A 25,803-nucleotide genomic window follows, 5' to 3' on the forward strand; every position below is an offset into this window, starting at 1 on the left:
GGGGGCACGCTAGGAGCGATAGAGGTCAGATCCTGACCTCTACGACCGCCTCGACGAATGTCGACCATGTCTCAGCCCGGAACGCGAGCTTCGGGCCGTGGGGGTTCTTGGAGTCGCGGACCGGGATGAGGGCGGGCAGGTGGTCATGGGCCACTTCCAGGCAGTTGTCACCGCTGCCACCGCTGTAGCTGGACTTGTGCCAGGTCGTTGCGTCCAGGTCGTACTCAGGGATGCTCCTCATGGGCGTAATCCTGCGCCATCGCCTCGATCAAGGCCAGGGACTTCCCCGGTGAGAGGGCCGAGGCCGTGAGGAGTTCGTAGTAGTGCCGGTAGCGCGACACGGTGGCGGGGTCGTCCTCCAGTCGTCCGGTGCCGACACCTTCGAGGTAGACCAGTGCAGGCGCGTCGTCGCAGTCCATCAGCTTGACGCATCCCTGCATCGCCGGGTGCGCCCCCGCGTCGAACGGCAGCACCTGGACGATGGCCCGGTTCCGGCGCATCAGCCCGGCGATGTGGTGCATTACCCCCGCCATCACGGCGCGCTCCCCCGTCACTCGACGCAAGGCGGCTTCGTCAATCACCGCCCACAACAACGGCCTTGTTGGATCGTCGAGGATGCGGGCCCGCTCCATCCGGGCCACGACCAGTTCCTCGATGGCCTCCTCCGGTGCTGTCGGCTGGTATGCGCGGCACACGGCCCGTGCGTAGGCGGGAGTCTGGAGCAGGCCGGGGATCAGCATCGACGCGTACTCCCTGATCGCCGTAGCCCCCTCCTCCGCCTCCGCTGCCTCGGCAAAGTGCTCCGGATACTTCGACTTGGCCGACGCCCCGCAGTTCCTGGCGAAGAAGTCCTCCGTCCCCAGCACCTCGTCCAGCATCCGCGCGTACTCGGGTTGCATCCGCCGCGTACCCGCCTCCAACTGCCCGATGAACGAGCCGCTGCTGAAGAGGCGTAGGCCGAGGTCCTCCTGACTCAGGCCGGCCTTCTCTCTCGCGTGGCGGAGTTCGGAGCCCAGTAGTGCGCGGGGTGAGGATGACGGGTCGAGGTCCTTCGGTCCTGGCATGTCTGGTGACTCCCTGTCCCACAGCAGAGGTTGTTGGAGCATCCGGTATGGCCAGGTTAGAAGCGTGGCGGCCACGCTGTGTGGCGAAACGGAAACTCAGCGTGGAGGTAGCGAGATGACCGTGCGGTCGACCGAAGAAATGGTGACGTCCCTGAAAGAGGCCTTCGCCGGCGTCGGCATCATCCTGCCGTCCCTGCGCGTCGACCCCGTGACCGGCGCGAGCGACGAGCCGTTCGCCCTGGTTGAACTCGGGCGCTGCAACGTCCGTACCGCCGAGCGGCTGGCCTCCGTCCTGCGCGGGGAGCGGCCCGCGATCGGCACGCATGTCGTCGATGTGCGGGATGGGCGGATCGGGGAAGTCATGGGCCACGTCGGTGGCAGGGTGCAGCTCCGGCCCGTCGTCGGCGGACGGGAGTGGGACTGTCCGCCGGAGTCGACGGGGCCCGCGCCGCAGGAGGAGGTGCTGCGGGCGCGGGTGCGCAGGGTCAACAAGGAGGGGCGGCTGCCCTGTTGAGGCGGTCGTACTGGTCCCGGGTCAGCCGGATGTCCGCCGCCGCCACGTTCTCCTCCAGGTGACCGATGCTCGCCGTCCCCGGAATCGGCATCATCACCGGTGAGTGCGCGAGCAGCCAGGCCAGGGCGACCTGGGTCGGGGTCGCCTCCAGCTCGGATGCGACCGCCGTGATCTCGGGTTCCGTGTCCGCCGCGCCCGGCGCCACGGGCCGCCACGGCAGGAAGGCGATGTCCGCCGCCTCGCACGCCTTGAGTACCGACTCGTACTCGCGGTCGAGCACGTTGTAGCGGTTCTGGACGCTCGCGATGTCGACGATCGTGCGGGCCTCGGCCAGCTCCGCGACCGTCACCTCGGACAGGCCGATCCGGCCGATCTTGCCCTCTGAGCGGAGGTCGCCCAGCGCGCCCAGCTGGTCGGCGAGCGGGGTGTCCGGGTCGATGCGGTGGAGTTGGAGGAGTTCGATGCGGTCGGTGCGCAGGCGGCGCAGGGCTTCGTCCACCTGGGTGCGGAGGGAGGCCGGGCGGGCGTCGTAGGACCAGTCGCCCGACGCGGTTCGTATGACGCCGACCTTCGTCGTGACGAGGAGGTCGGCGGGGTAGGGGTGCAGGGCCTCGGCGACGAGCTCCTCGTTGGCTCCCCAGCCGTACAGGTGCGCCGTGTCGATGAGGGTGACGCCGAGTTCGACCGCCCGCCGGAGCAGCGCGACGGACGCGACGCGGGCGTCCGCCGGCTCGGTCGGCAGTCGCATCGCGCCTAATCCGAGCCGGCGTACCTCCAGGTCTCCGCCGATACGGAACGTGGTCGTGGGCTTCATGTGGTTTTCCTCCCCCTGAGCGAACGCCCACGTTAACAAGGCCAGTTGGCGCATCAGCCGGAAGCCGCCAACGCCGCCCGCAGATGCCCGTCCGACTCCTCCAGGAGGCGGGCCGCCGTCGGGCCGTCGACGTCGGCCAGGATCGTCAGGATGGCGTGCTTCACCTCGCCGTCGGTGGCGGCGAGGGCCCGCTCGATCTCCTCGTCCGCCGCGCCGGTGGCGAGCGCGACGATGCGGCGGGAGCGGGCGCGCAGCTTCTCGTTCGAGGCGCGTACGTCGACCATGAGGTTTCCGTAGGTCTTGCCGAGGCGGATCATCGTGATCGTCGACAGCATGTTGAGGACGAGCTTCTGGGCGGTGCCCGCCTTGAGGCGGGTGGAGCCGGTGAGGAGTTCGGGGCCGACGACGATCTCGATGCCGTGCTCGGCGGCCGCCGCGAGCGCGCTGTCCGCGTTGCAGGCCAGGCCGATGGTCAACGCGCCCTGCTCACGGGCGTGTTCGACCGCGCCGATGGCGTACGGGGTACGGCCGGAGGCGGAGACGCCGACCACCGTGTCGGCCGGGGTCAGCGCGAGGGCGTCGAGGTCGGCGCGGGCCAGTTCCGCCGAGTCCTCGGCACCCTCGACCGAGGTGACCATGGCCTCCCGGCCGCCCGCGATGAGGCCCACGACCTGGGACGGGTCCGTGTTGAAGGTCGGCGGACACTCGGACGCGTCCAGCACACCGAGCCGTCCGGCGGTCCCGGCACCGGCGTAGATCAGCCGGCCGCCGCGGCTCATCCGCTCGGCGACGGCGTCGATCGCGGCGGCGATCTGCGGAAGCCGCCGGGTGACCGCGTCCGGCACGGAGGCGTCCTCGACGTTCATGAGGCGGGCGATGTCGAGGGTGGGCAGCCGGTCGATGTCGGCGAGTTCGGGTCGGAAGGCCTCGGTGGTGAGGGATTCCAACTGGGCCTGGAGATCACCGGGATCGGAGGTCGAGGTCATGGTGAGAGTCGGCTCTTTCCGATGTGCAGGATGTGCAGGATGCTCACGGTGCATGGTGTGCATGGCGTGCGGTGTGATCGGGTCTATCGTCGGTGCCGGTGCGCCAGCGCCTCGTAGGAAGCCGCGAGTGCCGGCCCCGCCGTCTCGTACGTCTGCTGCGCGACCCCGACGAACAGACAGTCCACCACCAGCAGCTGGCTGGTACGGGAGGACATGGCCGCCGGCCGCAGCTCACTCTCCCGCGCGGTGGACGTCGTCAGCACATGGTCGGCGTACTGCGTGACGGGCCCGTCGGGCCGGCCGGTGATCGCCACCGTCGTCGCCCCGTGCTCGAAGGCGACCCGCAGCGGCTCGATGACGTCGCCGGTCGAGCCCGAGTGCGTGATCGCTATCGCCACGTCCCCCGCCCGGAGCTGCACCGCGTTCGTGACGGCGAGGTGTGGATCGCTGTGGGCGTGGGCCATCAGCCCTATCCGCAGCAGCTTCTGGGTGAGGTCCTGGGCGACCAGCCCGCTCGCCCCGACGCCGTACACGTCCGTCCGCCGCGCCCCGGACAGCGCGGACACCGCCGCCGCGAGCTGCACGGTGTCGAGGCCGGCCGCCGTGTCGGCGAGGGTCTGCTGCTCGTCGTACGCGAGTTTCGTCACGACGTCGGCGATCGGGTCGTCCACCGCTATGTCCGTCGTGATCGCGGGGGCCCGGCCGGAGGCCTGCTGGGCGGCGAGGCCGGCGAGGGCGAGGCGCAGGTCGCGGTAGCCGGGGTAGCCCAGGATGCGGGCGGTGCGTACGACGGTCGCCTCGCTGGTGCCGGTGAGTTCGGCGAGGCCGGTGACCGTGAGGGCGGCGCAGCCGGCGGGGTCCTTCGCGACGGCCTCGGCGACGCGCTGCATGGAGCGGGTCATCGAGGGGGCGAGGGTGCGCACCTTGGCGGCGAGGCTGTTGCCGAAAATTTCCTTCACGTCCTGGGTCACACGTGAAAGATATTTTCGGCTCGGTGTTGTGGTCAAGAGTGCGCACAATGGGTGCATGGACCCCATCAGCCCCCTGGAGCAGGCGTTGCACGCGGCACGCGCCCTCGTGCTCGCCGACCTCGCCGCGGGCGAGGTGGCCGCCGCGGACGTGGTGTCGATGGTCGAGGACTCCGTCGTGCAGCGGCGCTGGTGGGTCGAGCAGTGGCCGGACGGCGTGGACTTCGTGGCTGGGCTGGTCGCCCAGGACGTCCAGGACTCGCTGCTCGAGCGGTACGGCCGCTGGCCGCTGTGCCCGGTGTGCGGCACCGGCGACCCGCACGCGCTGGAGGTCGAGCCGGAGCTCGGTCCGGACCCGCACTGGGTGTGTCACAAGGCGGGTGTGAAGGTCGCCGCCGTGGGGGCGCTCGGTTCGGCGACCGGCGGGACGCCGCCCTCGTGACGGTGTACATCGACCCGCCCACCTGGCCGGGCCACGGGCGGATGTGGTCCCACCTCGTCAGCGATGTCTCGTTCGCCGAACTGCACGCGTTCGCCGATGAGCTGGGCGTGCCCCGGCGGGCCTTCGAGCGTGACCACTACGACATTCCCTCGCACCGGTACGCGGACGTGGTGGCCGCGGGAGCGGTGGAGGTCAGCAGCCGTGAGGTGGTGCGGCTGCTGCACGGGGCGGGCCTGCGGAGGCCGAAGGGGCGGGGTCAGCCGCGCAGTTCGTAAGCCAGCAGGCCTTCGTCGTAGAGGTCCTCGCTCACCTGTGTGAAACCGGCGCGCGCGATGACCGCCTGCGAGGGGGCGTTGCCCCGCTCGACGGTCGCGAACAGGGCCCGTACGTCGTCCCGGGCCAGCGCCCACCCCGACAGCGCGCGCAGCGCCTCCGTGGCGTAACCGTTGCCGCGGGCGTTCGCCACCAGGTCGTAGCCGACCTCCGCCGTGTCCTCCTCGTCGGGCGCGCCGTGGAAGCCCATGCCGCCGATCGCGCGGCCGTCCTCCCGGCGCACGAGGACGAACAGGCCGAACTCCGGGCGGTACATCCCTACTTCGCAGGCCTTCAGCATCATCCCCGCGGCCTCCAGCGTCCCCTCGAAGGGCCCGCCCTCCAGCCAGTCGAAGCCTCCGTCCCCACCCGCACGCAGATCGGCGGCGGCCGCGGGCGTGACGCCGTGCAGGGTGAGGCGGGGGGTGGGGATGCGTATCGGGGTGGGGTGGTCGGACGCCTCGGTCACATGCGTTCCTTTGCTCACGAGGTCAGCAGCTCCAGCTCGGCGGCGAGATTGTAGCGGGCCGTCGCCTCCCACTCCGCCTCCCCGTACGGCGTCCTGAACAGCCGGGGCAGGGCGAGGAGTTGGTGCAGGATCGCGGCGCGGCCCTCGCGGAAGGCGTCCGTCGGGATGAAGCCGTACTCCTCGCGGACCGCGGCCGTGTACGCGGCGTACGCCGACGGCGGCGCGGCGAGGATCGCCAGGTCCGCGTCGCAGAGGACCTGGCCGTCGGGGTCGTCGTCGGCCGGGTCGTGGGTGGTGGTGAGGCGGACCAGACGGGCGACCTCGGCGGTCTTGTCCGCCGCGAGCCCCGCCTCGGGGAGGGCGCGTTCGGCGAGGCGGGCCGAGCGTTCCTCGTTCTCGGAGCGGTCGGGCAGGTAGACCGCGTCGTGGAACCAGGCGGCGAGGCGTACGACGTCCGGGTCGGCGGCGTGCTTCTCCAGTACGTCGACGTGGTCGAGGACCGCGGTGAGGTGGGTCAGCGTGTGGTAGCGGCGCTGCGGCTCCTGCCAGCGGGCCAGCAGGTCGTCGGCGTACCGGGCCGGGTCGGGGCTGGTGGTGTCGTGGCCCCGGGCTCCTTCCAGGGCACGGACGAAACGGGTGCGCAGGGCGTCGGGATCGGCCATGTGCCTATTCTCCCCTCGGTGCGGGCGGGCCCCTAGCGTGGTGCCCATGACTTCTGCCGAGGAACGTGACCCTGAACTGCCCGGCCGGCTGCTGCGCACCGAACGGGACGCCCTCGTCCCGCTGCTGCGGGCCAGGCCCGACGAGGACTTCGCCCGGCCGGCCGCCGCGTGTCCGGGCTGGACCGTGCGGGACGTGCTCGCGCACTGCTCGGCCGCGCTGATGCGGGTGGTGGAGAGCAGGTACGAGAAGGACGTCTTCTCGCCCGAGTCGAACGACCGGGACATCGCCGAGCGGGCCGAATGGCCGAACCAGCAGGTCGTGGACGAGCTGGAGCGGGGGATGACGGAGGCGGGACCCGTGATCGCCGGGGCGGGCGGGGTGTTGGACGCGATCGCGCTGGGCGAGTGGGTGCACGCGGGTGACGTGCGCGAAGCACTCGGGGAGCCGGGGGCGTACGCGGGACCGGGGCTGCCGGACGCGCTGGCGCTGCTCGTCCGGATCACCCGGGAGCGCGACCACGTGCCGCTCCAGGCCGACCTCGACGACCTCGACGAGCCGCTGCGGCTGGGCGGGGTCCCCGGGGAGCGGCCCCCGGCGCGGTACATCGGCGACGCCGCCACCCTCGTACGGCTGTATGCGGGGCGGTCGGCGGCGGGGGCGTCGTACGAGCTGGCGGGGGCGAAGGAAGAGGAGCTGAACATCTACGGGTGAACGGGTGCGGGTGAGCGGGTGCGGCTAACGGGTACAGATGAACGGTGCCCCGTACAGGCGTAGGCTGGATTGGACTAGACCTTGGACTAGACCTGTAGCCGCCGACGAATGGGGTCCCATGAGCAAGCGTGCAGTCCTGGAGGTGATCGCCCTCGGCGTCGAGGACGCGGTCGCCGCCCAGGCCGGAGGCGCGGACCGGCTTGAGCTGGTCACCGACATCGCGGCCGACGGGCTGACCCCGTCGGCCGGCACGGTCGCCGGGATCCGCGCCGCCGTCGACATCTCGCTGCGCGTGATGCTGCGCCCCGCGGACGGGTTCGCGGCGGGAGCCGCCGAGGACGTCGACCGGCTGGTGCGGGTCGCCGGGGAACTGCGGGCCGCGGGCGCCGAGGAGTTCGTGCTCGGGTTCCTCGACGCGGACGGCGGAGTGGACCTCGCCGCCGTGGAGCGCCTGGCCGGCGAGCTGGACGGCTGCCGGTGGACCTTCCACCGCGCCATCGACCACTGCGCCGACCGGGAGGCCCTGCGCAAGCAGCTGGACGGTCTGCCCGGCCTCGACACCATCCTCACCGCCGGCTCCCCGACGGGCGTGGACGACGGACTCCCCACCCTGCTGGCCGAGGCCGGGCGCAGGCGGAGCGGGGAGCCGGGCTACGAGCAGCGGATCCTGGTCGGCGGCGGACTGCGCCTGGACCACGTACCGACACTCCGGGCCGCTGGCATCGACGCCTTCCACATCGGCGGGGCCGCCCGTCCGGACGGCTGGGAGCGGCCGGTGTCGGTGGCGGCGGTCGCGGAGTGGCGGGGAGCGCTGGACGCGGGCTGAGTGGAGCGCGCCGAGGGTGCCGCCCCCAGACAACGCCGGACGGGCTGAAAGCAGCCCCTCCGGCGTTTGAGGAGCGGGGTCTGGGGCGGAGCCCCAGAGGACGGGACGGGACGGGTAGGGGCGGCGGGGGCGAGAACCCTCCCCCAGCCCTCTCAGCCCAGTTCGCGCGGCAGCGGTGCCGCGTGCGTCACGATCAGGCCCGACACCGCTCGGGTCAGGGCCACGTACAGGCGCCGCAGGCCCGTGCGCTCGTCGGGTTCGCCGTCGACCACGGCCTGGGGTTCGTCGAGGACGACGTAGTCGTACTCCAGGCCCTTGGCGAGGGAGGCGGGGACGAGGGTGAGGCGGGTCTCCCGTGTCGTCTCCTCGCCGGGGGCCAGGTAGCCGATGCCGGCCGCCGTGAGTGCCTCCGCCAGCGCCGGGACGCGGGCGTCGGCGGCGATCAGGCCGGTGGAGCCCTCGTTGCGCAGCAACTCCTCGCAGGCCGCGACCACTTGGGTGGTGTCGGAGACCGGGCGGACGTCGAAGAAGCCCGGGTTCTCGCGGACCGACGCGACCGGGGTCAGGCCCGGGGCGATGTGCGGGAGGAGGCGGGAGGCGTAGGTGATGACGTCGGTCGGTACGCGGAAACCGGCCGTCAGCTCCTCGATCACGCCGTCCGGCTTGCCGAGGTGCGCGAGAGCCTCGTCCCAACTCCGGGTCGCCCAGGGGGTGGTGCCCTGCGCGAGGTCGCCGAGGACGGTGGCCGAGCCGGTGGTGCAGCGGCGGCCGACGGCCCGGTACTGCATGGGGGACAGATCCTGCGCCTCGTCCAGGACGACATGGCCGAGCGAGTGCGTGCGCTGGACCAGGTCGTTCGCCTCGTCGATCAACACCGCGTCCGCCGGAGCCCACTTGGCCGACTTCACCGACCGGACCGCCCTTTTGCCAGATCCAGGCAGCGCCCACAGGATCGTCTTCTGCTCGTCCTCGGTCAGGATTCCCTCCGCGTGTCCGGCGAGGAAGTCCGCGTCCGTGAGCAGCCGCAGGACGAGTTTCGCCGGGTCGACGGGCGGCCAGACCTGCTTGACGGCCGCCTTCACGGCCGCGTTGCGGGCCACCGCGTCCTGCACCCGGTCGTCCGGCGCCTCGCCGGAGCGTTCCATCTGCACGAGCACCGCGTGTGCGATGCGCTGCGGGAGAGCCTCGCGGGCGGCGCCGTAGCGGATGTTCCGGTCGAGCAACTCACGGACGATGTCCTCGAGTTCGTACGCCGGGACCCGCCAGCGGCGTGAGCCGCGCACGACGACGACCGGCTCGGTCGGCATGGTCACGTGCGAGTAGACGGCCCTGCGCAGTACCTCCGCCATCCTCGCGTCGCCCTTGATGACCGCGGCCGCCGCGTCGTCCGTACCCCGCACCTCCGCGTGCCCGGAGACCAGGTCGTCGACGGTGGCCTGCTGGACCGCCAACTCGCCCAGCGCGGGGAGCACTTGCTCGATGTAGTGCAGGAAGGACCTGTTCGGCCCGATGACGAGGGTGCCGGTGCGGGCGAGCCGGTCCCGGTGGGCGTAGAGGAGGTATGCGACCCGGTGCAGGCCGACGGCCGTCTTTCCGGTCCCCGGCCCTCCCTGCACGCACACCGTCCCGCCCAGCCCGGCGCGCACGATCTCGTCCTGCTCGGGCTGGATGGTCGCCACGATGTCGCGCATCGGGCCCACCCGCGGGCGCTCGATCTCCTGCTGGAGCAGCTTGCTGGTGGCGGACGCCTCCGCGGGGTCTGACAGGTGCTCGTCCTCGTACGCCGTGAGGTCGCCGCCGGTGTAGCCGAAGCGGCGGCGCAGCGCGATGTCCATCGGGTTCTTCTTGGAGGCCCGGTAGAAGGGCTGGGACACCGGTGCGCGCCAGTCGATGACCATCGGGTCGCCGTCGTGGTCGTGCACGTGCCGGCGCCCGATGTGCAGCGTCTGATAAGCGGCCTCCGGCCGCGGGCGCTCGCCCTCCGCGCCCTCGGCCGTCTCGGCGCCGGGGGCGTGCAGGTAGTCGAGCCGGCCGAAGAACAGCGGGGTGTGGCTGAGGTCGGCGAGTGCCTTGATGCGCTCGCCGATCTGGCGTTCCAGGATCTGGGCGTTGACCCAGTTCGCGGTGACGTCGCTGATGTCGAGGGACTCGGCGTCCTCGCGCATCGCGCGCAGGGCGGCGCGGGAGTCGGCGAGGTGGGAGCGTTCGCGGGCGAGGGGGTCGTCGACGGGCGTGGGCGGGGTCGTGGACGGGCTGGACGGGGTCGTGGACGGGCTGGACAAGGCGGTGCCTCCGGAAGGACCTGCTGGAGAGGTGGCTGAGTCGCTTCGCAGCTTCGGGATGCCGACCGGTTTCCGTCCGGCCGGCGGCACTCCGTGGGGAGGCGGGCAAGAGCGGAGATTGTAGGTGAGCGGTGCGTCCGGGAGCGAATGGTTTTCCGCACCCCTGGGCGAGTGGCTTTGGCCGCGCCCTGAGCGATTGGCTTTGGCCGCCCTCTGAGTGGATGGCTTTGGCGGCCCTCTGAGTGGATGGCTTTGGCCGCCCCCTGGGCGAGTGGCTTTGGCCGCCCTCTGAGTGGATGGCTTTGGCGGCCCCCTGAGCGAGTGGCTTTGGCCGCCCTCTGAGCGGATGGCTTTGGCGGCCTCTGAGCGAGTGGCTTTGGCGGCCCCCTAAGCGAGTGTCTCCCCGACCCCTAGGGGACGCCCCCTCCCCCTGAGGGTGGCCGCTCGCCCCGAAGTACTACGCGCCGACCATCCAGGTTCGCCCCGCAGACCGATGCCGTCCTTATGACCGGAAAGCCACCATGGAGACATGAGCGCAGCAACCATCACCCCAGTCCCGCGCCCGCCCCGCCCGGCCGGCGCCACCTCCGTCCTCGGCAGCCACCGTCACGTCCTCGGCGATGCCCTGCGTGCCGTGAAGGTGTTCGCGGGCGCCGCCTTCGACGTCGTCATCCTCGGGGAGTACGCGGAAGAGGCGGGCGTCCGCCGCAAGTGACCGCCCGCCTCCTGGGCGCTCAGCTGTCCGCGAGCAGCTCGTCGGCGTCCACGATCCGGTAGGCGTAGCCCTGTTCCGCCAGGAACCGCTGCCGGTGCGCGGCGAAGTCCTGGTCGATGGTGTCCCGGGCGACCACGGAGTAGAAGTGGGCCTGGTGACCGTCCGCCTTCGGCCGCAGCACCCGACCCAGCCGCTGTGCCTCCTCCTGCCGTGACCCGAAGGTCCCCGACACCTGGATGGCGACCGTCGCCTCGGGCAGGTCGATGGAGAAGTTCGCCACCTTCGACACCACGAGCACACTGATCTCGCCCTGCCGGAAGGCCTCGAAGAGCTTCTCGCGCTGCGCGTTGGACGTCTCGCCCTTGATCACGGGCGCGTCGAGGTGTTCTCCCAGCTCGTCGAGCTGGTCGATGTACTGCCCGATGACGAGGATCTGCTGCCCGGCGAACCGGCGCACGATCGCCTCCGTCACCTTCCGCTTCGTCGCGGTCGTCGCGCAGAAGCGGTACTTCTCCTCGGTCTCGGCGGTGGCGTACGCGAGCCGCTCGGCGTCGGTGAGGTTCACCCGCACCTCCACACAGTCGGCGGGCGCGATGTACCCCTGCGCCTCGATCTCCTTCCACGGTGCGTCGAACCGCTTCGGCCCGATGAGCGAGAAGACGTCGGACTCCCGCCCGTCCTCCCGCACGAGCGTCGCCGTCAGCCCCAGCCGCCGCCGGGCCTGCAGATCCGCAGTGAACTTGAAGACCGGCGCCGGCAGCAGATGCACCTCGTCGTAGAGGATCAGCCCCCAGTCCCGGGAGTCGAACAGCTCCAGGTGCTGGTAGACGCCCTTCCGCTTGGTCGTCAGCACCTGGTACGTGGCGATGGTGACGGGCCGGATCTCCTTCTTCGTCCCGCTGTACTCGCCGATCTCCTCCTCGGTCAGCGAGGTCCGCTTCACCAGCTCGTGCTTCCACTGCCGGGCGGAGACGGTGTTCGTGACGAGGATCAGCGTGGTCGACTTCGCCTGGGCCATGGACCCGGCCCCGACCAGTGTCTTTCCGGCACCACAGGGGAGTACGACGACTCCGGACCCGCCGTGCCAGAAGTTCTCCACGGCCTGCTTCTGGTACGGGCGCAGCGCCCACCCGTCCTCGTGCAGCTCGATCGGATGCGCCTCGCCGTCGACGTACCCGGCGAGATCCTCGGCCGGCCAGCCCAGCTTCAGCAGCGTCTGCTTGATCTGCCCGCGCTCGGAGGGGTGCACGGCGACGGTGTCGGGGTCGATGCGGTTGCCGACCAGCGGGGCGACCCGCTTCGAGCGCAGGACCTCCTCGAGCACCGGCCGGTCGGTGGAGGTGAGGACCAGTCCGTGTGCCGGGTGCTTGGACAGGGTCAGGCGGCCGTACCGGTCCATCGTCTCCGCGATGTCCACGAGCAGCGCGTGCGGCACCGGGTATCTGCTGAACTCGACCAGCGCGTCCACGACCTGCTCGGCGTCGTGCCCGGCGGCCCGCGCGTTCCACAGCCCGAGCGGCGTCACCCGGTAGGTGTGGATGTGCTCCGGCGCCCGCTCCAGCTCCGCGAACGGCGCGATGACCCGACGGCACTCGTCCGCCCGCTCGTGGTCGACTTCGAGCAGCAGAGTCTTGTCCGACTGGACGATGAGTGGACCATTCACGCGCGGCACCCTTTCCGTAAGGCCAGAGGTCACGGCCAAACGTCCAGTGTGCCTGATCCTTGTGACCTGCCGCGTTCCTGTCCTACAGGATGTCTATTCACTCCGGCGAGTGCACGGATTGAGCCGGACGGCCGTGGCCTCCGAAGAATGGCTGACCATGCGGCCCTCACCCCCCACCCCGTCCCAGCCCACGGCCACGCTCGGGTACGCCCTGTTCGCGACCCGCTGGCTCCAGGCACCGCTCTACTTCGGTCTCGTCGTCGTCCAGGGCGTGTACGTCTACAAGTTCTTCAACGAGCTGTGGACCTTAGTTCTCCGGTGCGTGACCGGGCAGGCCACCGAGACCTACGTCATGCTCTCGGTGCTCAAGCTGGTCGACGTCGTCATGATCGCCAACCTGCTGATCATGGTGATCGTCGGCGGTTACGAGACCTTCGTCTCGCGGATCGACCTCCAGGGCCACCGCGACCAGCCGGAGTGGTTCTCGCACGTCAACCCCAACGTGCTGAAGGTGAAGCTGGCCACCGCCATCGTGGGCATCTCGTCCGTCCACCTGCTCCAGATGTTCGTGGACGTCCAGCACACCTCGCGGCACTCCCTGCTGTGGGGCACGACGATCCACATGGCCTTCATCCTGTCGGCGGCGATCCTCGCGTACATGTCGGGGCCGATGCTGGTCCGGACCGATGCCGCCCACGCCCACGCCCACGCGCAGGCGCAGGCACAGGCTCACAAGGGGAGCCCCGGACCGGAACCCGAACCCCCGACGGCGACCACACCGCATGACCCCCCGAGCCACCACACCCTGATCCCCGCCCAGGCGGTGGGCCCCCGCGCCGCCGGTGCCGGTGCCGGTGCCGGTCCCGGTGTCGAGGAGCGCATCCGGGCCGCCGGGTTCCCGGCCCGGAAGCTGCTGGAGGACTACGACGAGGAACACCCCCGGACCTTCGACCGGGACAGCGTGGCCCGGCTCGGCAAGCTGGACTTCGTCGCCGCCCGGCGGAACGTCGTGTTCGTCGGCCCGCCCGGCACCGGCAAGACGCATCTGGCCATCGGCCTCGGCGTGCGGGCCTGCCAGGGCGGCCACCGGGTCCTGTTCGCGACCGCGGTCGAGTGGGCGGCCCGGCTGGCCGACGCACAGGCCGCCGGCCGGCTCGCCGGGGAACTGGCCGAGCTCGACGCCTACCCGGTGCTGGTCGTCGACGAGGTCGGCTACACGCCCTTCGACGTGGAGACCTCCGCTCTCTTCTTCCGGCTGGTCGCGCACCGCTACGAGCGGGCCTCGCTGATCGTGACCGGTGACCGCCCGCTCGGCCGCTGGAACGAGATCTTCGGCCCGTCCGCGCCGGCGATGGTGGACCGCCTGGCCCACCACGCCGACATCGTGCGGATCGAAGGGGACAGCTACCGGATGCGGCGGGCTACTTCAGCGTGGGCAGACTGACGTTCTGGATCAGCGGTCCCTCGACGGTCAGCCCCTCGCCGATCAGGGACTCCGGGGCCGCGACCGGGAGCGGCAGCGGCAGCGCGGACGCGGCCGTGGCCTCGGGAGCGAGCGCGCCGAGCAGCGCGGCGGCGGAGAACACCGCGGTGACGGAGACGGCGACGGCGGTGGCGCGGGTGGCGGCAGGAAACTTGGAACGCATGGGGACTGGCCGGCCTTTCACATACGGACGGGATCGGGATCGGGATCGGGATGGGGACGGGGGTGGGGACGGGGACAGGGATGGGCGGGCCGGCCCGGGGAACGCCGGGCCGGCCCGGTGGGCGAGCGGAGGCGCGTCAGATCTGCGGGGTCTCGATGACCAGTCCGGCGACATCGATGCCGATGGCGGCGGCCTGGGTGGCGAAGGCGCCGATCATCAGGGCGGTGGCGGTGAGAACGGCGGCGACACGACGGGCAGCACGCATGGGGGACTCCCTTTTCTGTGGCACTCGCCCGGGCTGCCTGCGGGGCGGCCCGGGCTTTGATCAGGACATCCGGTGGCTGCCCGGCGGCTCGCGCCGGAATGCGGGAGGCCGGGAAAGCTCCCTCATGAGTGGGAAGCGTCCGGCGTGGCGTGCATGATCACGGGCGTACACCCGCAGGGGTGAGACGGCAGTGAGTCGCCCTCAGAGCTGGTCCTCCGCCAGCTCCGCCACCCCCGTCACCCGGTGCAGCGGATACGTCCGTACCTCGTCCGCCGTGTGGTCGTACGCCGTCACGAAGCCGCCCTCGACGCGGATCGGGGCGATGACGCGCTGGGTGGCGGCGCCCTCGGCGGTGACGTAGCCGATCCACAGGGTCTCGCCGGTGAGGACGGCGGCCTGCATGGTGGCGAGGGTCTCGGCGGGGCTGGTGCGGGGGAGGTCGCCGCCGGTGGCGGGGGTGGCGGCCGTCGGCTTGCGGGGGGTCGTGGACGCCAGGTCGCCGGCGCGGATGGCGCGGATCGCGGCCGACAGGAGCGTCGCGTCCGGTACCGGGGGGCCGTCCGGGACCGGTTGGGGAGGGGTGCGCGGTGGGGTGCGGTGGGCGTGGGCGCGGGCGATCAGGACGTCGCCCTCGGCGGACTCGGCGGCCGGGGCGAAGCCCATCGCGCGCAGGCCCTCGAGCAGCGCGGCCGGGTCGGCCTGGCCGGCCAGCACCGTGGGCGCCAGGCGGCGCAGGCGCAGGCCCGCCGCCCGCTTGTCGGCCATGATCTCGTTGAGCATCGCGTCGTCGTCGCAGCGGACGTAGGCCGAGGCCGCACCGACCCGCAGATGGCCGTGCCTGCGCGCCACGTCGTCGATCAGGTAGGTGAGCGGCTGCGGAACCGGCGTACGGGAGTGCTCGGCCAGGAACGCGTGCAGGTCGGAGGCGGACCGGCCGGAGTCCAGGGCGCGGCGCACAGAGCCCGGCGTGAAGCGGTAGACCGTGGCCCCGCCCTTCGACTCCACGTCCGCGAGCACGCCCAGCGTCTCCGCCAGCGGCCGCCGCAACGGCCCCGGCGCCACCGCCGTCAGGTCGGCCTGGAGCAGGACGTGGTCCAGGGGCTCGGGGAGGAGGGGCGCGAGGATGCGGGCGGCCGCGGCGGAGGCGGTGGCCTGTTCGGGGGGCGAGAGGGGTTCGACGGCCGGCGCGGGGTGGTGGTGGACAGGGAGCTTGTCGCCCGGGCCCACCGGTTCCTCCGCCGCCGCCTCCGCCGCCTTCGGCGCGGGCGTGCCGCCCAGCAGCGCTCGCCCCTGCGCCGACAGCGCGCCCCGGCCCGTCACCCCCAGCAGCTCCGCCTCCGACACCGTCCAGCGCGCGAGCCGGGCCCGCAGGTCGTCCTCGCGCTGCGCACCCCGCAGCGGCCGCTCCCAGCTCAGCCGGGCCAGCACCGACTCGGCGGACGGCGAGGCGCCCTCCGGCAGCCCGGCCAGCAGGGTCAGCACCCGGTGCCGTACCTCGGGCGCGGCCGAGCGGTCCAGCCCCGGGCCCAGCGCCGACAACGTACGTTCCTTCATGTCCCGCCCGCCCACCAGCCCGGACGTCCGCGTCGCCGTCAGCCACGCCTCCGCGAGCCGCGCCCACCGCTGGGCCGCGGGCTGCTCCAGCCACTCGTCGTGGGCCGGGGTGGCCGCGTACCGCTCATCGGCCTCGCCGTCGGGGGCCAACAGGCCTGCCGCGTAGGCGAGTTCGACCCAGAAGGCGGCGATCGGCTCGGAGACGTCGAGGGCGACGGCGGTCCGCTTCAGATCACGGACACTGAGCCCGCCCGCCCGCAGCACCGCGGGCCCGCCCTCGTGCCAGTCCTTCAGCAGCTCCTCGACGGTCGCCAGCGCGGTGTACGCCTGCCCGGCCGCCGTTCCGTCCACAACCTGTGGACGGTGCGTGGCCGCGGCCTCCACCGCGGGCGGCAGCGGCTCGGTGGCCCGGTGCGCCCGGCCACCGCGCAGATGCAGGGCCACCTCCCGGGGCAGTACGACCGTCCCCGGCGCCGTCGGCAGCAGCAGCCCCCGGTCGAGGAGCCAGCGCAGATGGGCCGCGGGATCGGCGGTGACCTGGCCGAACGGCGGCCCCCACACCAGCCGGGCCAGCACCTCCCGCGACTCCTCCGGGGCACCGGCGAGCAGCGCCCCCATCCGTTTCCGGTTCGTGAAGAGCTTGGTGAGCGAGGTCACCGCCGACACCGCGTCGTGGGTCGAGGCGAGCCCCGCCGCCGTCACGATCTCCTGGATACGGCCCGGCGACATGCCCGCCGTCGCCTCCTGCACCGTCGGGCCCAGCCCCGTCGGCGACGGATGCTGCGGCGAGGGCGCCAGCAGCTCCCGGGCCGTACGCACGAGCCGCAGCCGGTCGTCGCCGCCCCACACCAGGGCCTGCGTGCGCAACGTGCCGAGCGCCCGCGGCAACGCGGCCGCGACCACCGGGTCGGCCTCGTCGCCCGCCATCAACCCCAACAGCTCCTCGTACGACGCCGGATCCGCCGCCACCGCCAGCGCCTCCGCCGTCTGCAGCGCGAACCGGTCGAGCCGCTCCAGGGCGCGGACGACGGAGGCACGGGTGCCGGCGCGGGTCGCGAGCTGGGTGAGGTCCGTCGGGACGGGGGTGATGAGGTCGGGGCGGGCACGCAGGAGTGCGGCCAGGGAGGCGTCGTCCCTGGCCCGGAGCGCCTCGGCGAGGGAGCGCGGCGGTGTGGCCTGGTGGCTCATCCGACCCACGTTAGCGGGTGGGTACGACGGCGGGGGTCGGCGTGGGTCCCTGCCGTGCCCAGCACGGGCCGGGCGAGGCGTCACCCGCTCGCGGTTGCGGGGTGCCGCCGCGTCTCCCTCCCCACAGCTCCCAACCACCGCATCTGCCGCAGCCGCGGGCAGCCCGGGCGATCCGCCCTGGCGGCTCCCGCAGCGTCGGACTGAGCGGCAGGTCCCAGTGGCACTCCGCAGTGTCGGGTTGCGCGACCGGTCCCGGCGGCACCGCGCAGTGTCGGCCTTTGCGACCCGGTCCCGGCGGCTGCCGCAGGCCAGACTGCGCGGCCCGTCTTGGTGGCTCCCGGCAGTGTCGGGCTGCGCGGCCCGTCCTGGCGGCTCCCGGCAGTGTCGGGTTGCGCGACCGGTCTCGGCGGCACCGCGCAGTGTCGGCCTTTGCGACCCGGTCCTGGCGGCTGCTGCAGGCCAGACTGTGCGGCCCGTCTTGGTGGCTTCCGGCAGTGTTGGGTTGTGCGGCCCGTTCTGGTGGCATCGCGCGGCGTCGGCCTTTGCGACCCGGTTCTGGCGGCTGCTGCAGGCCAGACTGTGCGGCCCGTCTTGGTGGCTTCCGGCAGTGTTGGGTTGTGCGGCCCGTCCTGGTGGCATCGCGCGGCGTCGGCCTTTGCGACCCGGTTCTGGCGGCTGCTGCAGGCCAGACTGCGCGGCCCGTCCTGGCGGCTCCCGGCAGTGTTGGGTTGTGCGGCCCGTTCCGGTGGCATCGCGCGGCGTCGGCCTTTGCGACCCGGTTCTGGCGGCTGCTGCAGGCCAGACTGTGCGGCCCGTCTTGGTGGCTTCCGGCAGTGTTGGGTTGTGCGGCCCGTCCTGGTGGCATCGCGCGGCGTCGGCCTTTGCGACCCGGTTCTGGCGGCTGCTGCAGGCCAGACTGTGCGGCCCGTCCTGGCGGCTCCCGGCAGTGTTGGGTTGTGCGGCCCGTTCCGGTGGCATCGCGCGGCGTCGGCCCGCGCAACCCGCCCCGGCGGGCATCGCGCAGCGTCGGCCTGAGCGACCTGCCCCGGCGGCTCCCCGCAGCGCCGGCCCGCGCGACCCGCCCCGGCGGCACGTTCCCCGCGGCTACGGCAGATGCGGCGGTCCGCGATACCGTCGTCCGACGGGGTATCCAACGCGCCAACCCCGGAGGGGACTTCGTGGGTATCGAGAGCGACCAGGTCGTCTACGAGTATCTGAGCCGCGTCGGCGACGTGGCGCAGCAGCGGCAGCTGCCGTCGGGCGACCGCATGCGCCTGGTGTCGGAGCTGCGGAACGAGATCGACCGGCGCCGCGCCAAGGTCACCGTCGACAGCCCCGCCGCCGTCCGCCGCATCATCGAGCGCCTGGGCAGCCCCGACGAGGTCGTCCGGGCCGCGGGCGGCACCGGACGCGCCGGCACCCCGCAGGCGCCGCCCGCCTCCGTGCCCGTACAGCGGGACCGGGAACCGGAGGAGAACGGCGCCGGCCGGCCGAAGGGGCTGCGGCGGGTCGTACCGCGTCCGCGTCCGCGCCCGGCCCAGGCGTCCCCCGACCCCGGCCCGTCCGACGTGCCCTCCCCGCCGCACCTCGCGAGCACGCACGAGCTCGGGGACAGCGCGGCGCAGCCGGACTGGTGGCGGGTGGACAGCAGCGCGTTCGGCGTGGGCGACAGCGTTCCCGGCTTCGTCGGCGGCGTGGAGATCCCGGAACTGCTGAAGCCTCCGCCGCCGAAGCCGGATCCGGCGGTGGAGAAGGAGACGGCCGGACAACAGCCCGCGCCCACGGTCGAGAACGCGGGGACGGCCGGGAAGACGGGGACGCTCGGGAAGCTGGTCCGGCTCGCCAAGCCCGCGCCCGCGCCCGCACCGGCCCCGGAGGCCGTGGCCGTGGCCCCCGCCCCCCGCCGCCGCTTCCGGCTCCTCGGCAAGGGCAGCAGTACCGGTGGCACGGGTGCCCTGGGCGGCTGGACCAACCCCTTCCTCCTCCTCGCCGCCGGACTCCTCGTCGCCGGTGCCGTCCTCGGCAACTGGATCGCCCTCGTGCTGGGCTGGGCCATCGCCTATGCCTCCCGGCGACTGAGCGACGCCGAGACGAAGTGGGCGGTCGTGATCCTGCCCGGCCTGTCGCTCACGGCCGGTGCCGTGTGGCTGTGGGGCCGTACGGAGGGCCGCTGGGGCGACCCTGTCGCCGAGGGCCACATGAGCGACGCGATCGGCCAGACCTGGCCGTGGGTGGTGCGGGGCGCGGCCGTGGCGTCGGCGCTGTTCCTGGTGTGGCGGTCACAGCGGCGGAGGTAGCTCACAGGTGCCTGTACGCCTGCCCGCCACAGGGCCTGGGCACAATGGCCCATATGGCCTCTACACGCTTCCCCGCCCCGACCGTCGGCTTCGACCTCGACATGACCCTCATCGACTCCCGGCCCGGCATCCGCGCCTGCTACCTGGCGCTCTCGGAGCAGACGGGGACGTACATCGACGCCGATCTGGCGGTCACGCGGCTCGGGCCGCCGCTCGCGCAGGAGCTGATCCACTGGTTCCCGGCGGAGCAGATCGAGCCCATGGCCGACCTCTACCGCTCGATGTACCCGGCCATCGCCATCGTGCCGACGCCCGCGATGCCCGGCGCCCGGGAGGCGATCGCGGCGGTGCGGGCGGCCGGCGGGCGGGCGATCGTCGTCACCGCCAAGCACGAGCCCAACGCCAAGCTGCACCTGGAGCACCTGGGCATCGAACCGGACGCCGTCATCGGCGACCTGTGGGCGGAGCAGAAGGCGGACGCGCTGCGCGAGCACGGCGCGGGCGTCTACGTCGGCGACCACGTCGGGGACGTCCGCGGCGCGCGGAAGGCCGGCGCGCTCTCGGTCGCGGTGGCCACCGGCCCGTGCGACGCGGACGAGCTGAGCGCGGCCGGCGCGGACGTGGTCCTGGGCGACCTCACCGAGTTCCCGGAGTGGCTCTCGGCCTACCGCCCGGCCCGCGCCTGACGGCGCCCCGCCGCGATCGACTGGAACACCCCTGCACCGGCCAGCAGGAAGCCGACGCCCATGAGCATGCTCAATCCGAACATGTACGTCGGAAAGGGCGTCGTACCGAGCAGCATCGGGGCCACCGTGACCAAAGTGGCCACGGCACCGATGAAGAAGACGAGCGCACCGGCGCGGATCAGTCGGTCACCGGGCTCGCGGGAATTCGTTTGGGTTTTGTCACGCACCGGACCAGGGTAGTTCCCTGCGGCGAGGAACAACCGGGCGACGTCTTGTCACCGGCGTGAAGACCATTAGCCTTGGTACCGGCGGGTCCCGACGACCCGCCCCAGTGCTATCAAGAGCCGTTTTCAGAAGCAGTTTTCCGACGAGTACGAGGACGAGGACAGACGTGCCTACCGGCAAGGTCAAGTGGTTCAACAGCGAGAAGGGCTTCGGCTTTCTCTCCCGCGACGACGGCGGTGACGTCTTCGTCCATTCCTCGGTCCTCCCCGCCGGAGTCGAGACGCTCAAGCCGGGGCAGCGAGTTGAGTTCGGTGTCGTCGCCGGCCAGCGCGGCGACCAGGCACTTTCGGTCATCATCCTCGACCCGACCCCCTCGGTGGCGGCCGCGACCCGCAAGAAGCCGGACGAACTGGCCTCCATCGTCCAGGATCTGACGACCCTCCTGGAAAACATCACGCCGATGCTCGAAAGGGGCCGTTACCCCGAGAAGACCTCCGGCAAGAAGATCGCCGGCCTGCTCCGCGCGGTCGCCGACCAGCTCGACGTATAACCGCGAGAACCGCGCTTTACGGAAAATCCAGCGCGTTCGGGCCGAGGGGCGGTACCAGCCCCTCGGCCGCCGCACGCGTGAGCAGCCCACGGATCGCGGCGTGGCCGTCCTCGCCGAGGTCGGCGGTGAATTCGTTGACATACAGCCCGATGTGCTGGTCGGCGACGGCCGGATCCATTTCCTGGGCGTGCTCCATGACGTACGGGCGGGACGCCTCGGGATCGTCCCAGGCCGCGCGGACGGACGTACGGATCGAGTCGGCGAGCCGCGTCAACGTCGGTGCGCCCAGCGACCGCTTGGCGATGATCGCGCCCAGCGGGATCGGCAGCCCGGTCGTGTTCTCCCAGTGCTCGCCCATGTCCGCGAGCTTGTGCAGCCCGTAGTTCTGGTACGTGAAACGCGCCTCGTGGATGACGAGTCCGGCGTCGACCTTCCCGTCCCGCACGGCGGGCATGATCTCGTGGAACGGCATGACCACGATCTCGCCGACCCCGCCGGGCAGCGTGTCCGCGGCCCACAGGCGGAAGAGCAGATACGCCGTCGACCTCTCGCTGGGTACGGCGACCGTACGGCCGGTGAGGTCTCCCGGCCCACGAGTGAGGACGAGCGGCCCGCACCCCCGGCCCAGCGCGCCGCCGCAGGGCAGCAGCGCGTACTCGTCGAGGACGTACGGCAGCACGGCGTACGACACCTTCAGCACGTCGAACTCGCCGCGCTCGGCCATGCCGTTGGTGATGTCGATGTCCGCGAACGTCACGTCGAGCGCGGGCGCGCCGGGGACGCGGCCGTGGGCGAGGGCGTCGAAGGTGAAGGTGTCGTTGGGGCAGGGGGAGTAGGCGATCTGCAGAGGCTGCACGGGCTCATTCGGTGCGGTCATGTGGGGTCCAACTCTCCAGGGCGGGTGTGAGCTTCCCGAAGGCCGTCGTCAGGGCGCTCAGCGCGTCGCCGATGCGCCAGGCGGCGCGGTCGCGCGGGCCGACCGGGTTGGAGACGGCCCGCAGCTCGAGCACCGGCACGCCGTGCGCGGCGGCCGCCTCGGCGACGCCGAAGCCCTCCATGGCCTCGGCGAGGGCCCGGGGGTGGCGGGCGCGCAGGGCGGCGGCCCGGGCGGCCGTTCCGGTCACCGTGGACACGGTGAGGACCGTGCCGGGGCGTGCTCCGGTCGCCGACACGGCAGCTCGTACGAGTGATTGTGGCGGACGGTGGGTGACGGTCCCGAAGCCCAGCTCGGTCACCGGCAGGAAGCCGTCGGCCGTCTCGGCGCCCAGGTCGGCCGCGGTGATCTCGTCGGCGACGACGAGCGAGCCGAGGGGCGCCTCCGGCTGGAAACCGCCGGCGATCCCGGCGGAGACGACGAGGTCGTAGGGGGCGCCTTCGAGCGCGGCCGCGGTGAGGGCGGCGGCGGTGGAGGCGGCGGCGAGGGCGGGGCCGACGCCGGCGGCGAGGAGGTCGTACCCGCCGGGGGGGCTGTGCAGGGCCGTGCCGGTGAGCCTGTGCAGGGTCACGCCCGGGAGCGGTACTTCCGTGGCGACTTCCGTGGGCGTGCCTGTGAACGCGCGCGCCACCGCGTCCCGTTCGACCGGGACCGCGGTGGCTACGAGGATGCGCATGGGCTCGGGCGGATCAGTCGTCCGCGTTCTTCAGCTTGAAGTTCCAGACGCCCTTGTACACCTTGCTGGCCGTGGTGTCGGTCTTGTCCTGCTCGACGATGCTGATGTTCAGCTCCTTCGGCGCGGCCTGACCCTGCTGGTCGGCGAAGAGATCGACGCCCTGGAAGGAGTAGTACGTCTTCTTGTAGACGTTGGTGACCTGCTCGCCGTTGATCCACAGGGCCCAGCCCGTCTCGGCGACCTCGGGGTCGACACCGATGCGCAGCGTCTCGCTCTGCGGCACGTCGATGGTTTCCGAGGCCTTCTCCCGGGCGCACTTGGCGGCCTCTTCGCGGCCGAGGTCCTTGCCGTCGTCGTAGCACTCGGCCTCGGTGCTCACCGAGCTCTGGCCGACCGTCACGGTGGCGCGCGGCGTCGGCTTGTCGCAGGCCGACAGGACGAGCAGTCCGGCGGAAACGGCACCGGCGGCGGCGACGGCGCGGCGGCGTCGCACTACGGATTGCAGCATGGTCATGGCCGAAGGCTATCGGGCAGGTCCTCCGGTCTACCCACGCGGGGTGCGGCGAGCCGTGGGCCGCGTAGGCGTCCAGGTCACCGGCTGGGCCACTCGCTAGGTCACCCGCGACCGCGCGGGGCCTCCGTGCCGGGCCGAGCTCAGCAGGCCCTTGACGGTGGTCAGCCAGCCGACGGCGACGATGGAGGCGCCCACGAACAGGCCCAGCGTGCCGTTGAGGGGCATCACGATGCCGACCGCGCCGCCGAACACCCAGGACACCTGAAGGATCGTCTCGGAGCGCGCGAAGGCCGACGTCCGCACCTGCTCGGGCACGTCCCGCTGGATCAGCGCGTCCAGGGACAGCTTGGCGAGGGCCTGCGAGAACCCGGCGACCGCCGCCAGACACGCCACCAGGAACGCGCCGAAGAAGATCGCGGCCGTGATCGCCGCGGTGACCACGCACGCCACCACCGTCACGATGATGAGTTCCGGCGCCTTCGACCGCAGCCACGCCCCGACCGCCGTACCGAGCGCGTTGCCGGTGCCCGCCGCGCCGATCACTATGCCCAGCGACACGGCCGCGCTCTCCCCGGTCAGCGGATGCTCCCGCAGCAGGAAGGCGAGGAAGAAGATCAGGAAGCCGGACAGGCAGCGCAGCGCGGCGTTGGCACCGAGGGCGTGCGTGACGGCGATGCCGACCGTGCGCAGCCCGGGCCGCTTGACCGGCTTGAGGTGCGGCCCGTGCAGATGGGCCTCGTCCGCGGCCAGCAGCGCGACGTCCTCGCCCTTGGCCGAGTCGACCTTCGGCGGCAGGGTGAAGGACAGGAACGCACCCGCCATGAAGATCACGAAGGCGCCGTAGAGCGGCCAGCTCGACCCGATCGCCTGCAACCCCGCCCCGATGGGCGCGGCGACCCCCGTCGCGAGCAGCCCGCCGAGAGTGACCCGCGAGTTGGCCTTCACCAGGGAGAAGCGGGGTGGCAGCAGCCGGGGCACCACAGCGCTTCTGACGACCCCGTACGCCTTCGACGCGACCAGGACGCCCAGCGCCGCCGGATACAGCTCCAGGCTGCCGCTGGCGACCGCCCCGGACAGGATCAGCGCGAGCAGCGCCCGGGCCAGCATCGCGCCCGCCATCGCCGCGCGGCGGCCGTGCGGGAGGCGGTCCAGGAGCGGGCCGATCACCGGGGCGAGGACGGTGAACGGCGCCATGGTGATCGCGAGATAGAGGGCGACGCGCCCTCGGGCCTCGTCCGTGGGGACGGAGAAGAACACGGTCGAGGCCAGCGCGACCGTGATCATCACATCCCCGGCGCCGTTCACACCGTGCAGCTCGATCAGCTTGCCGAGCCCGGACTCGCCGGCCCCGTGCGCGTGGGTCGCCTTGCGGATGCCGCGTGCGGCACCCGTCACCGGCAGATGCAGGGCACGGCCGATCGCGCGGAGAGGCCCGCCCGCCCGGCCCGACCCGCTGTTTCGCCCGCTCCCCTTGCTCCCCTTGAAGCCTTTGTTGATCCCTTTGGACATCTCTTCGGACCCACCGATCCCGGTGGCACCTTCGGGAGTCTTCGCGGCTGCCACCCCGTCATAGTGCCCCGAGAAAGCTGTGTGTAGTGCGGTTACCGCGCGTATGGCCGTGCACTTCCGCAGCGGATCTGCAGCGGATCTGCTGGGGAACAGACCCGTCGGTGTAGGCCAGGCGCACGCGAACAGGTAGCGTGCATATCTCAGCCATCCCGCAGAATGGGTGGTACAGGTGCGCCCGAGTGTGAGTGGGCGCGGACGTCGACGCGGTCCCCGGGTCCGCTCCGTCCGCCCCGCCACCGACAGGCAGACGCACCAGAGAGACGGCGTAGGAGAGAAGCGATACCTGTGAGCGCAGCGACCACGCGAAGCCGCACCCCCGACCGCCTGTGCGCCGAGGCCGTCGACCTCGCCCGCACCGCCGCCGAGGAGGCCGCCGCGCCCGGCGTGGTCGGCGAGCACTCGGGGCTGGTGTCCGAGGGCGACCGTGTCGTCACCCACTTCTTCGAGTGCAAGGAACTCGGCTACCGGGGCTGGCGCTGGGCCGTCACGGTCGCCCGCGCCTCCCGCGCCAAGTTCGTCACCCTGGACGAGGTGGTCCTCCTGCCGGGCCCGGACGCCCTCCTCGCCCCCGAGTGGGTGCCGTGGAGCGAGCGGCTGCGGCCCGGCGACATGGGCCCGGGTGATCTCCTCCCCACCGACGCCGAGGACCTCCGCCTGGAGCCCGGCTACACCGGCGAGGACGAGCCGCTGCCGAGCTCGCCCGTCTCCGAGGAGATGGCCGAGCTGGTCGAGGCCGAGGACGCGGAGGTCACCTCCGGCGGCCCCGCGACCCTCCCCGTCGTCCCCGCCCGCGGTTCCATCGCCGCCGTCGCCGAGGAACTCGGCATGCGCCGGGCCCGCGTCCTGTCCCGCTACGGGCTGCACATCGCCGCCGACCGCTGGGAGGAGTCGTACGGCGCCAAGACCCCGATGGCCCAGGCCGCACCCGCGTCCTGCGTCAGCTGCGGCTTCCTGGTACCGATCGGCGGCTCCCTGGGCCAGGCCTTCGGCATCTGCGCCAACGAGTTCGCCCCGGCCGACGGACGCCTCGTATCCCTGTCCTACGGCTGCGGAGGCCACTCCGAGGCAGCGGTCATGCCCGCTCCGCCCCGGCCGGCTCCACCGGTGATCGACGAGACGACGGTCGATCCCTTCCCGCTGCGGCCGGCTCGGGATTCGGGGTCCGTACCGGATGTCTCCGACGAGGATGCGGCGGAGTTGGGGCACTCGTAAGGTCCGTGCTGGGGTTCTGCTCGGGACGGGGCACCAAGTCGCGTCCGTGACCAGACTC

Annotated in this window: 27 protein-coding genes and 1 pseudogene; 11 read left to right on the plus strand and 17 right to left on the minus strand. The window is 72.3% G+C overall.

The window, feature by feature from the left end:
- Positions 1-25: 25 nt before the first annotated feature.
- Together AC5P09_RS15540 and AC5P09_RS15545 are read right to left on the minus strand one after the other, a co-directional pair.
- On the minus strand, positions 26-241 hold the full coding sequence (locus tag AC5P09_RS15540; RefSeq protein WP_493874461.1) for a DUF397 domain-containing protein: 216 nt from the start codon (positions 239-241) through the stop codon (positions 26-28).
- Entirely contained in the window at positions 225-1,064 is an 840-nt protein-coding gene (locus AC5P09_RS15545) for a helix-turn-helix domain-containing protein (protein WP_493874462.1), read from the minus strand. The genes AC5P09_RS15540 and AC5P09_RS15545 overlap by 17 nt, the downstream gene beginning before the upstream one ends.
- Before the next feature lie 121 nt (positions 1,065-1,185).
- On the opposite strand from AC5P09_RS15545, the gene AC5P09_RS15550 reads away from it, so the two are divergent.
- Positions 1,186-1,578 carry a hypothetical protein gene (locus AC5P09_RS15550; protein WP_493874558.1) on the plus strand — a complete coding sequence of 131 codons (393 nt, stop codon included), beginning with the start codon at positions 1,186-1,188 and terminating at the stop codon, positions 1,576-1,578.
- On the opposite strand, the gene AC5P09_RS15555 is transcribed toward AC5P09_RS15550, so the two are convergent.
- The 3 genes from AC5P09_RS15555 to AC5P09_RS15565 form a co-directional block, all read right to left on the minus strand.
- Positions 1,550-2,392: an aldo/keto reductase gene (locus tag AC5P09_RS15555; protein ID WP_493874463.1), complete on the minus strand. Its 843-nt coding sequence runs from the start codon at positions 2,390-2,392 to the stop codon at positions 1,550-1,552. The two genes, AC5P09_RS15550 and AC5P09_RS15555, sit on opposite strands and share 29 nt — an antisense overlap.
- Before the next feature lie 53 nt (positions 2,393-2,445).
- Positions 2,446-3,378, minus strand: coding sequence for an N-acetylmuramic acid 6-phosphate etherase (murQ, locus tag AC5P09_RS15560; protein ID WP_493874464.1), 933 nt, complete (start codon positions 3,376-3,378; stop codon positions 2,446-2,448).
- An 83-nt stretch (positions 3,379-3,461) separates the two neighbouring features.
- Positions 3,462-4,349 carry a MurR/RpiR family transcriptional regulator gene (locus tag AC5P09_RS15565; RefSeq protein ID WP_493874465.1) on the minus strand — a complete coding sequence of 296 codons (888 nt, stop codon included), beginning with the start codon at positions 4,347-4,349 and terminating at the stop codon, positions 3,462-3,464.
- Between the two features lie 55 nt (positions 4,350-4,404).
- On the opposite strand from AC5P09_RS15565, the gene AC5P09_RS15570 reads away from it, so the two are divergent.
- Positions 4,405-4,788: a DUF8819 family protein gene (locus AC5P09_RS15570; RefSeq protein WP_493874466.1), complete on the plus strand. Its 384-nt coding sequence runs from the start codon at positions 4,405-4,407 to the stop codon at positions 4,786-4,788.
- Entirely contained in the window at positions 4,785-5,063 is a 279-nt protein-coding gene (locus AC5P09_RS15575) for a DUF4031 domain-containing protein (protein WP_493874467.1), read from the plus strand. Before AC5P09_RS15570 ends, AC5P09_RS15575 begins: the two co-directional genes overlap by 4 nt.
- Here the strand turns inward: AC5P09_RS15575 and AC5P09_RS15580 are convergent.
- Positions 5,045-5,533: pseudogene (locus AC5P09_RS15580) on the minus strand (GNAT family N-acetyltransferase); the annotation flags it as partial. The gene AC5P09_RS15575 and the pseudogene AC5P09_RS15580 sit on opposite strands and share 19 nt — an antisense overlap.
- Before the next feature lie 50 nt (positions 5,534-5,583).
- Positions 5,584-6,231 carry an HD domain-containing protein gene (locus AC5P09_RS15585; protein WP_493874468.1) on the minus strand — a complete coding sequence of 216 codons (648 nt, stop codon included), beginning with the start codon at positions 6,229-6,231 and terminating at the stop codon, positions 5,584-5,586.
- A gap of 46 nt (positions 6,232-6,277) precedes the next feature.
- Between AC5P09_RS15585 and AC5P09_RS15590 the strand changes: the two genes are divergently transcribed.
- Positions 6,278-6,943, plus strand: a complete 666-nt coding sequence (locus AC5P09_RS15590; protein ID WP_493874469.1) for a maleylpyruvate isomerase family mycothiol-dependent enzyme — start codon at positions 6,278-6,280, stop codon at positions 6,941-6,943.
- A 118-nt stretch (positions 6,944-7,061) separates the two neighbouring features.
- Positions 7,062-7,769 carry a copper homeostasis protein CutC gene (locus tag AC5P09_RS15595; protein ID WP_493874470.1) on the plus strand — a complete coding sequence of 236 codons (708 nt, stop codon included), beginning with the start codon at positions 7,062-7,064 and terminating at the stop codon, positions 7,767-7,769.
- Positions 7,770-7,921: 152 nt separating this feature from the next.
- Here the strand turns inward: AC5P09_RS15595 and AC5P09_RS15600 are convergent, their stop codons facing one another.
- Entirely contained in the window at positions 7,922-10,051 is a 2,130-nt protein-coding gene (locus AC5P09_RS15600; RefSeq protein ID WP_493874471.1) for a HelD family protein, read from the minus strand.
- A gap of 529 nt (positions 10,052-10,580) precedes the next feature.
- Here AC5P09_RS15600 and AC5P09_RS15605 point away from each other — a divergent pair.
- On the plus strand, positions 10,581-10,766 hold the full coding sequence (locus AC5P09_RS15605; RefSeq protein ID WP_493874472.1) for a hypothetical protein: 186 nt from the start codon (positions 10,581-10,583) through the stop codon (positions 10,764-10,766).
- 19 nt (positions 10,767-10,785) lie between these two features.
- On the opposite strand, the gene AC5P09_RS15610 is transcribed toward AC5P09_RS15605, so the two are convergent.
- Entirely contained in the window at positions 10,786-12,429 is a 1,644-nt protein-coding gene (locus tag AC5P09_RS15610) for a DNA repair helicase XPB (protein ID WP_266437656.1), read from the minus strand.
- A 133-nt stretch (positions 12,430-12,562) separates the two neighbouring features.
- Between AC5P09_RS15610 and istB the strand changes: the two genes are divergently transcribed.
- Positions 12,563-13,873, plus strand: coding sequence for an IS21-like element helper ATPase IstB (istB, locus tag AC5P09_RS15615; RefSeq protein WP_493874473.1), 1,311 nt, complete (start codon positions 12,563-12,565; stop codon positions 13,871-13,873).
- On the opposite strand, the gene AC5P09_RS15620 is transcribed toward istB, so the two are convergent.
- The 3 genes from AC5P09_RS15620 to AC5P09_RS15630 form a co-directional block, all read right to left on the minus strand.
- A complete protein-coding gene (locus tag AC5P09_RS15620) occupies positions 13,851-14,075 on the minus strand; it encodes a hypothetical protein (RefSeq protein ID WP_493874474.1) in 225 nt (74 codons plus the stop codon). The genes istB and AC5P09_RS15620 overlap by 23 nt on opposite strands.
- Positions 14,076-14,211: 136 nt before the next feature.
- The gene (locus AC5P09_RS15625; protein ID WP_266437664.1) at positions 14,212-14,340 is read right to left on the minus strand and encodes a hypothetical protein; all 129 of its coding nucleotides are present in this window, start codon (positions 14,338-14,340) and stop codon (positions 14,212-14,214) included.
- A 201-nt stretch (positions 14,341-14,541) separates the two neighbouring features.
- Positions 14,542-17,082: a helicase-associated domain-containing protein gene (locus tag AC5P09_RS15630; protein ID WP_493874475.1), complete on the minus strand. Its 2,541-nt coding sequence runs from the start codon at positions 17,080-17,082 to the stop codon at positions 14,542-14,544.
- A 1,178-nt stretch (positions 17,083-18,260) separates the two neighbouring features.
- Between AC5P09_RS15630 and AC5P09_RS15635 the strand changes: the two genes are divergently transcribed.
- Both AC5P09_RS15635 and AC5P09_RS15640 read left to right on the plus strand, forming a co-directional pair.
- Positions 18,261-19,379: a hypothetical protein gene (locus tag AC5P09_RS15635; protein ID WP_493874476.1), complete on the plus strand. Its 1,119-nt coding sequence runs from the start codon at positions 18,261-18,263 to the stop codon at positions 19,377-19,379.
- Between the two features lie 53 nt (positions 19,380-19,432).
- A complete protein-coding gene (locus AC5P09_RS15640) occupies positions 19,433-20,065 on the plus strand; it encodes an HAD family hydrolase (protein WP_493874477.1) in 633 nt (210 codons plus the stop codon).
- Here AC5P09_RS15640 and AC5P09_RS15645 read toward each other — a convergent pair.
- Positions 20,044-20,292: a hypothetical protein gene (locus AC5P09_RS15645; RefSeq protein WP_307675670.1), complete on the minus strand. Its 249-nt coding sequence runs from the start codon at positions 20,290-20,292 to the stop codon at positions 20,044-20,046. The two genes, AC5P09_RS15640 and AC5P09_RS15645, sit on opposite strands and share 22 nt — an antisense overlap.
- Before the next feature lie 164 nt (positions 20,293-20,456).
- Between AC5P09_RS15645 and AC5P09_RS15650 the strand changes: the two genes are divergently transcribed.
- A complete protein-coding gene (locus AC5P09_RS15650; RefSeq protein WP_493874478.1) occupies positions 20,457-20,840 on the plus strand; it encodes a cold-shock protein in 384 nt (127 codons plus the stop codon).
- A gap of 16 nt (positions 20,841-20,856) precedes the next feature.
- On the opposite strand, the gene AC5P09_RS15655 is transcribed toward AC5P09_RS15650, so the two are convergent.
- The 4 genes from AC5P09_RS15655 to AC5P09_RS15670 all read right to left on the minus strand — a co-directional run bounded on the left by AC5P09_RS15655 (position 20,857) and on the right by AC5P09_RS15670 (position 24,527).
- Positions 20,857-21,717 (minus strand): 1,4-dihydroxy-6-naphtoate synthase, encoded by an 861-nt coding sequence (locus AC5P09_RS15655; RefSeq protein WP_493874479.1) that lies wholly within the window; start codon positions 21,715-21,717, stop codon positions 20,857-20,859.
- Positions 21,701-22,450, minus strand: coding sequence for a futalosine hydrolase (locus AC5P09_RS15660; RefSeq protein ID WP_493874480.1), 750 nt, complete (start codon positions 22,448-22,450; stop codon positions 21,701-21,703). Before AC5P09_RS15660 ends, AC5P09_RS15655 begins: the two co-directional genes overlap by 17 nt.
- Before the next feature lie 13 nt (positions 22,451-22,463).
- Complete coding sequence (locus AC5P09_RS15665) at positions 22,464-22,964, minus strand: hypothetical protein (protein WP_266437680.1); 501 nt, start codon at positions 22,962-22,964, stop codon at positions 22,464-22,466.
- A 96-nt stretch (positions 22,965-23,060) separates the two neighbouring features.
- The gene (locus AC5P09_RS15670) at positions 23,061-24,527 is read right to left on the minus strand and encodes an MFS transporter (protein WP_493874481.1); all 1,467 of its coding nucleotides are present in this window, start codon (positions 24,525-24,527) and stop codon (positions 23,061-23,063) included.
- 291 nt (positions 24,528-24,818) lie between these two features.
- Between AC5P09_RS15670 and AC5P09_RS15675 the strand changes: the two genes are divergently transcribed.
- The gene (locus tag AC5P09_RS15675; protein WP_266437685.1) at positions 24,819-25,745 is read left to right on the plus strand and encodes a DUF3027 domain-containing protein; all 927 of its coding nucleotides are present in this window, start codon (positions 24,819-24,821) and stop codon (positions 25,743-25,745) included.
- The last annotated feature ends 58 nt before the right edge of the window (positions 25,746-25,803 follow it).

The sequence above is a fragment of the Streptomyces sp. a15 genome (assembly GCF_059026085.1).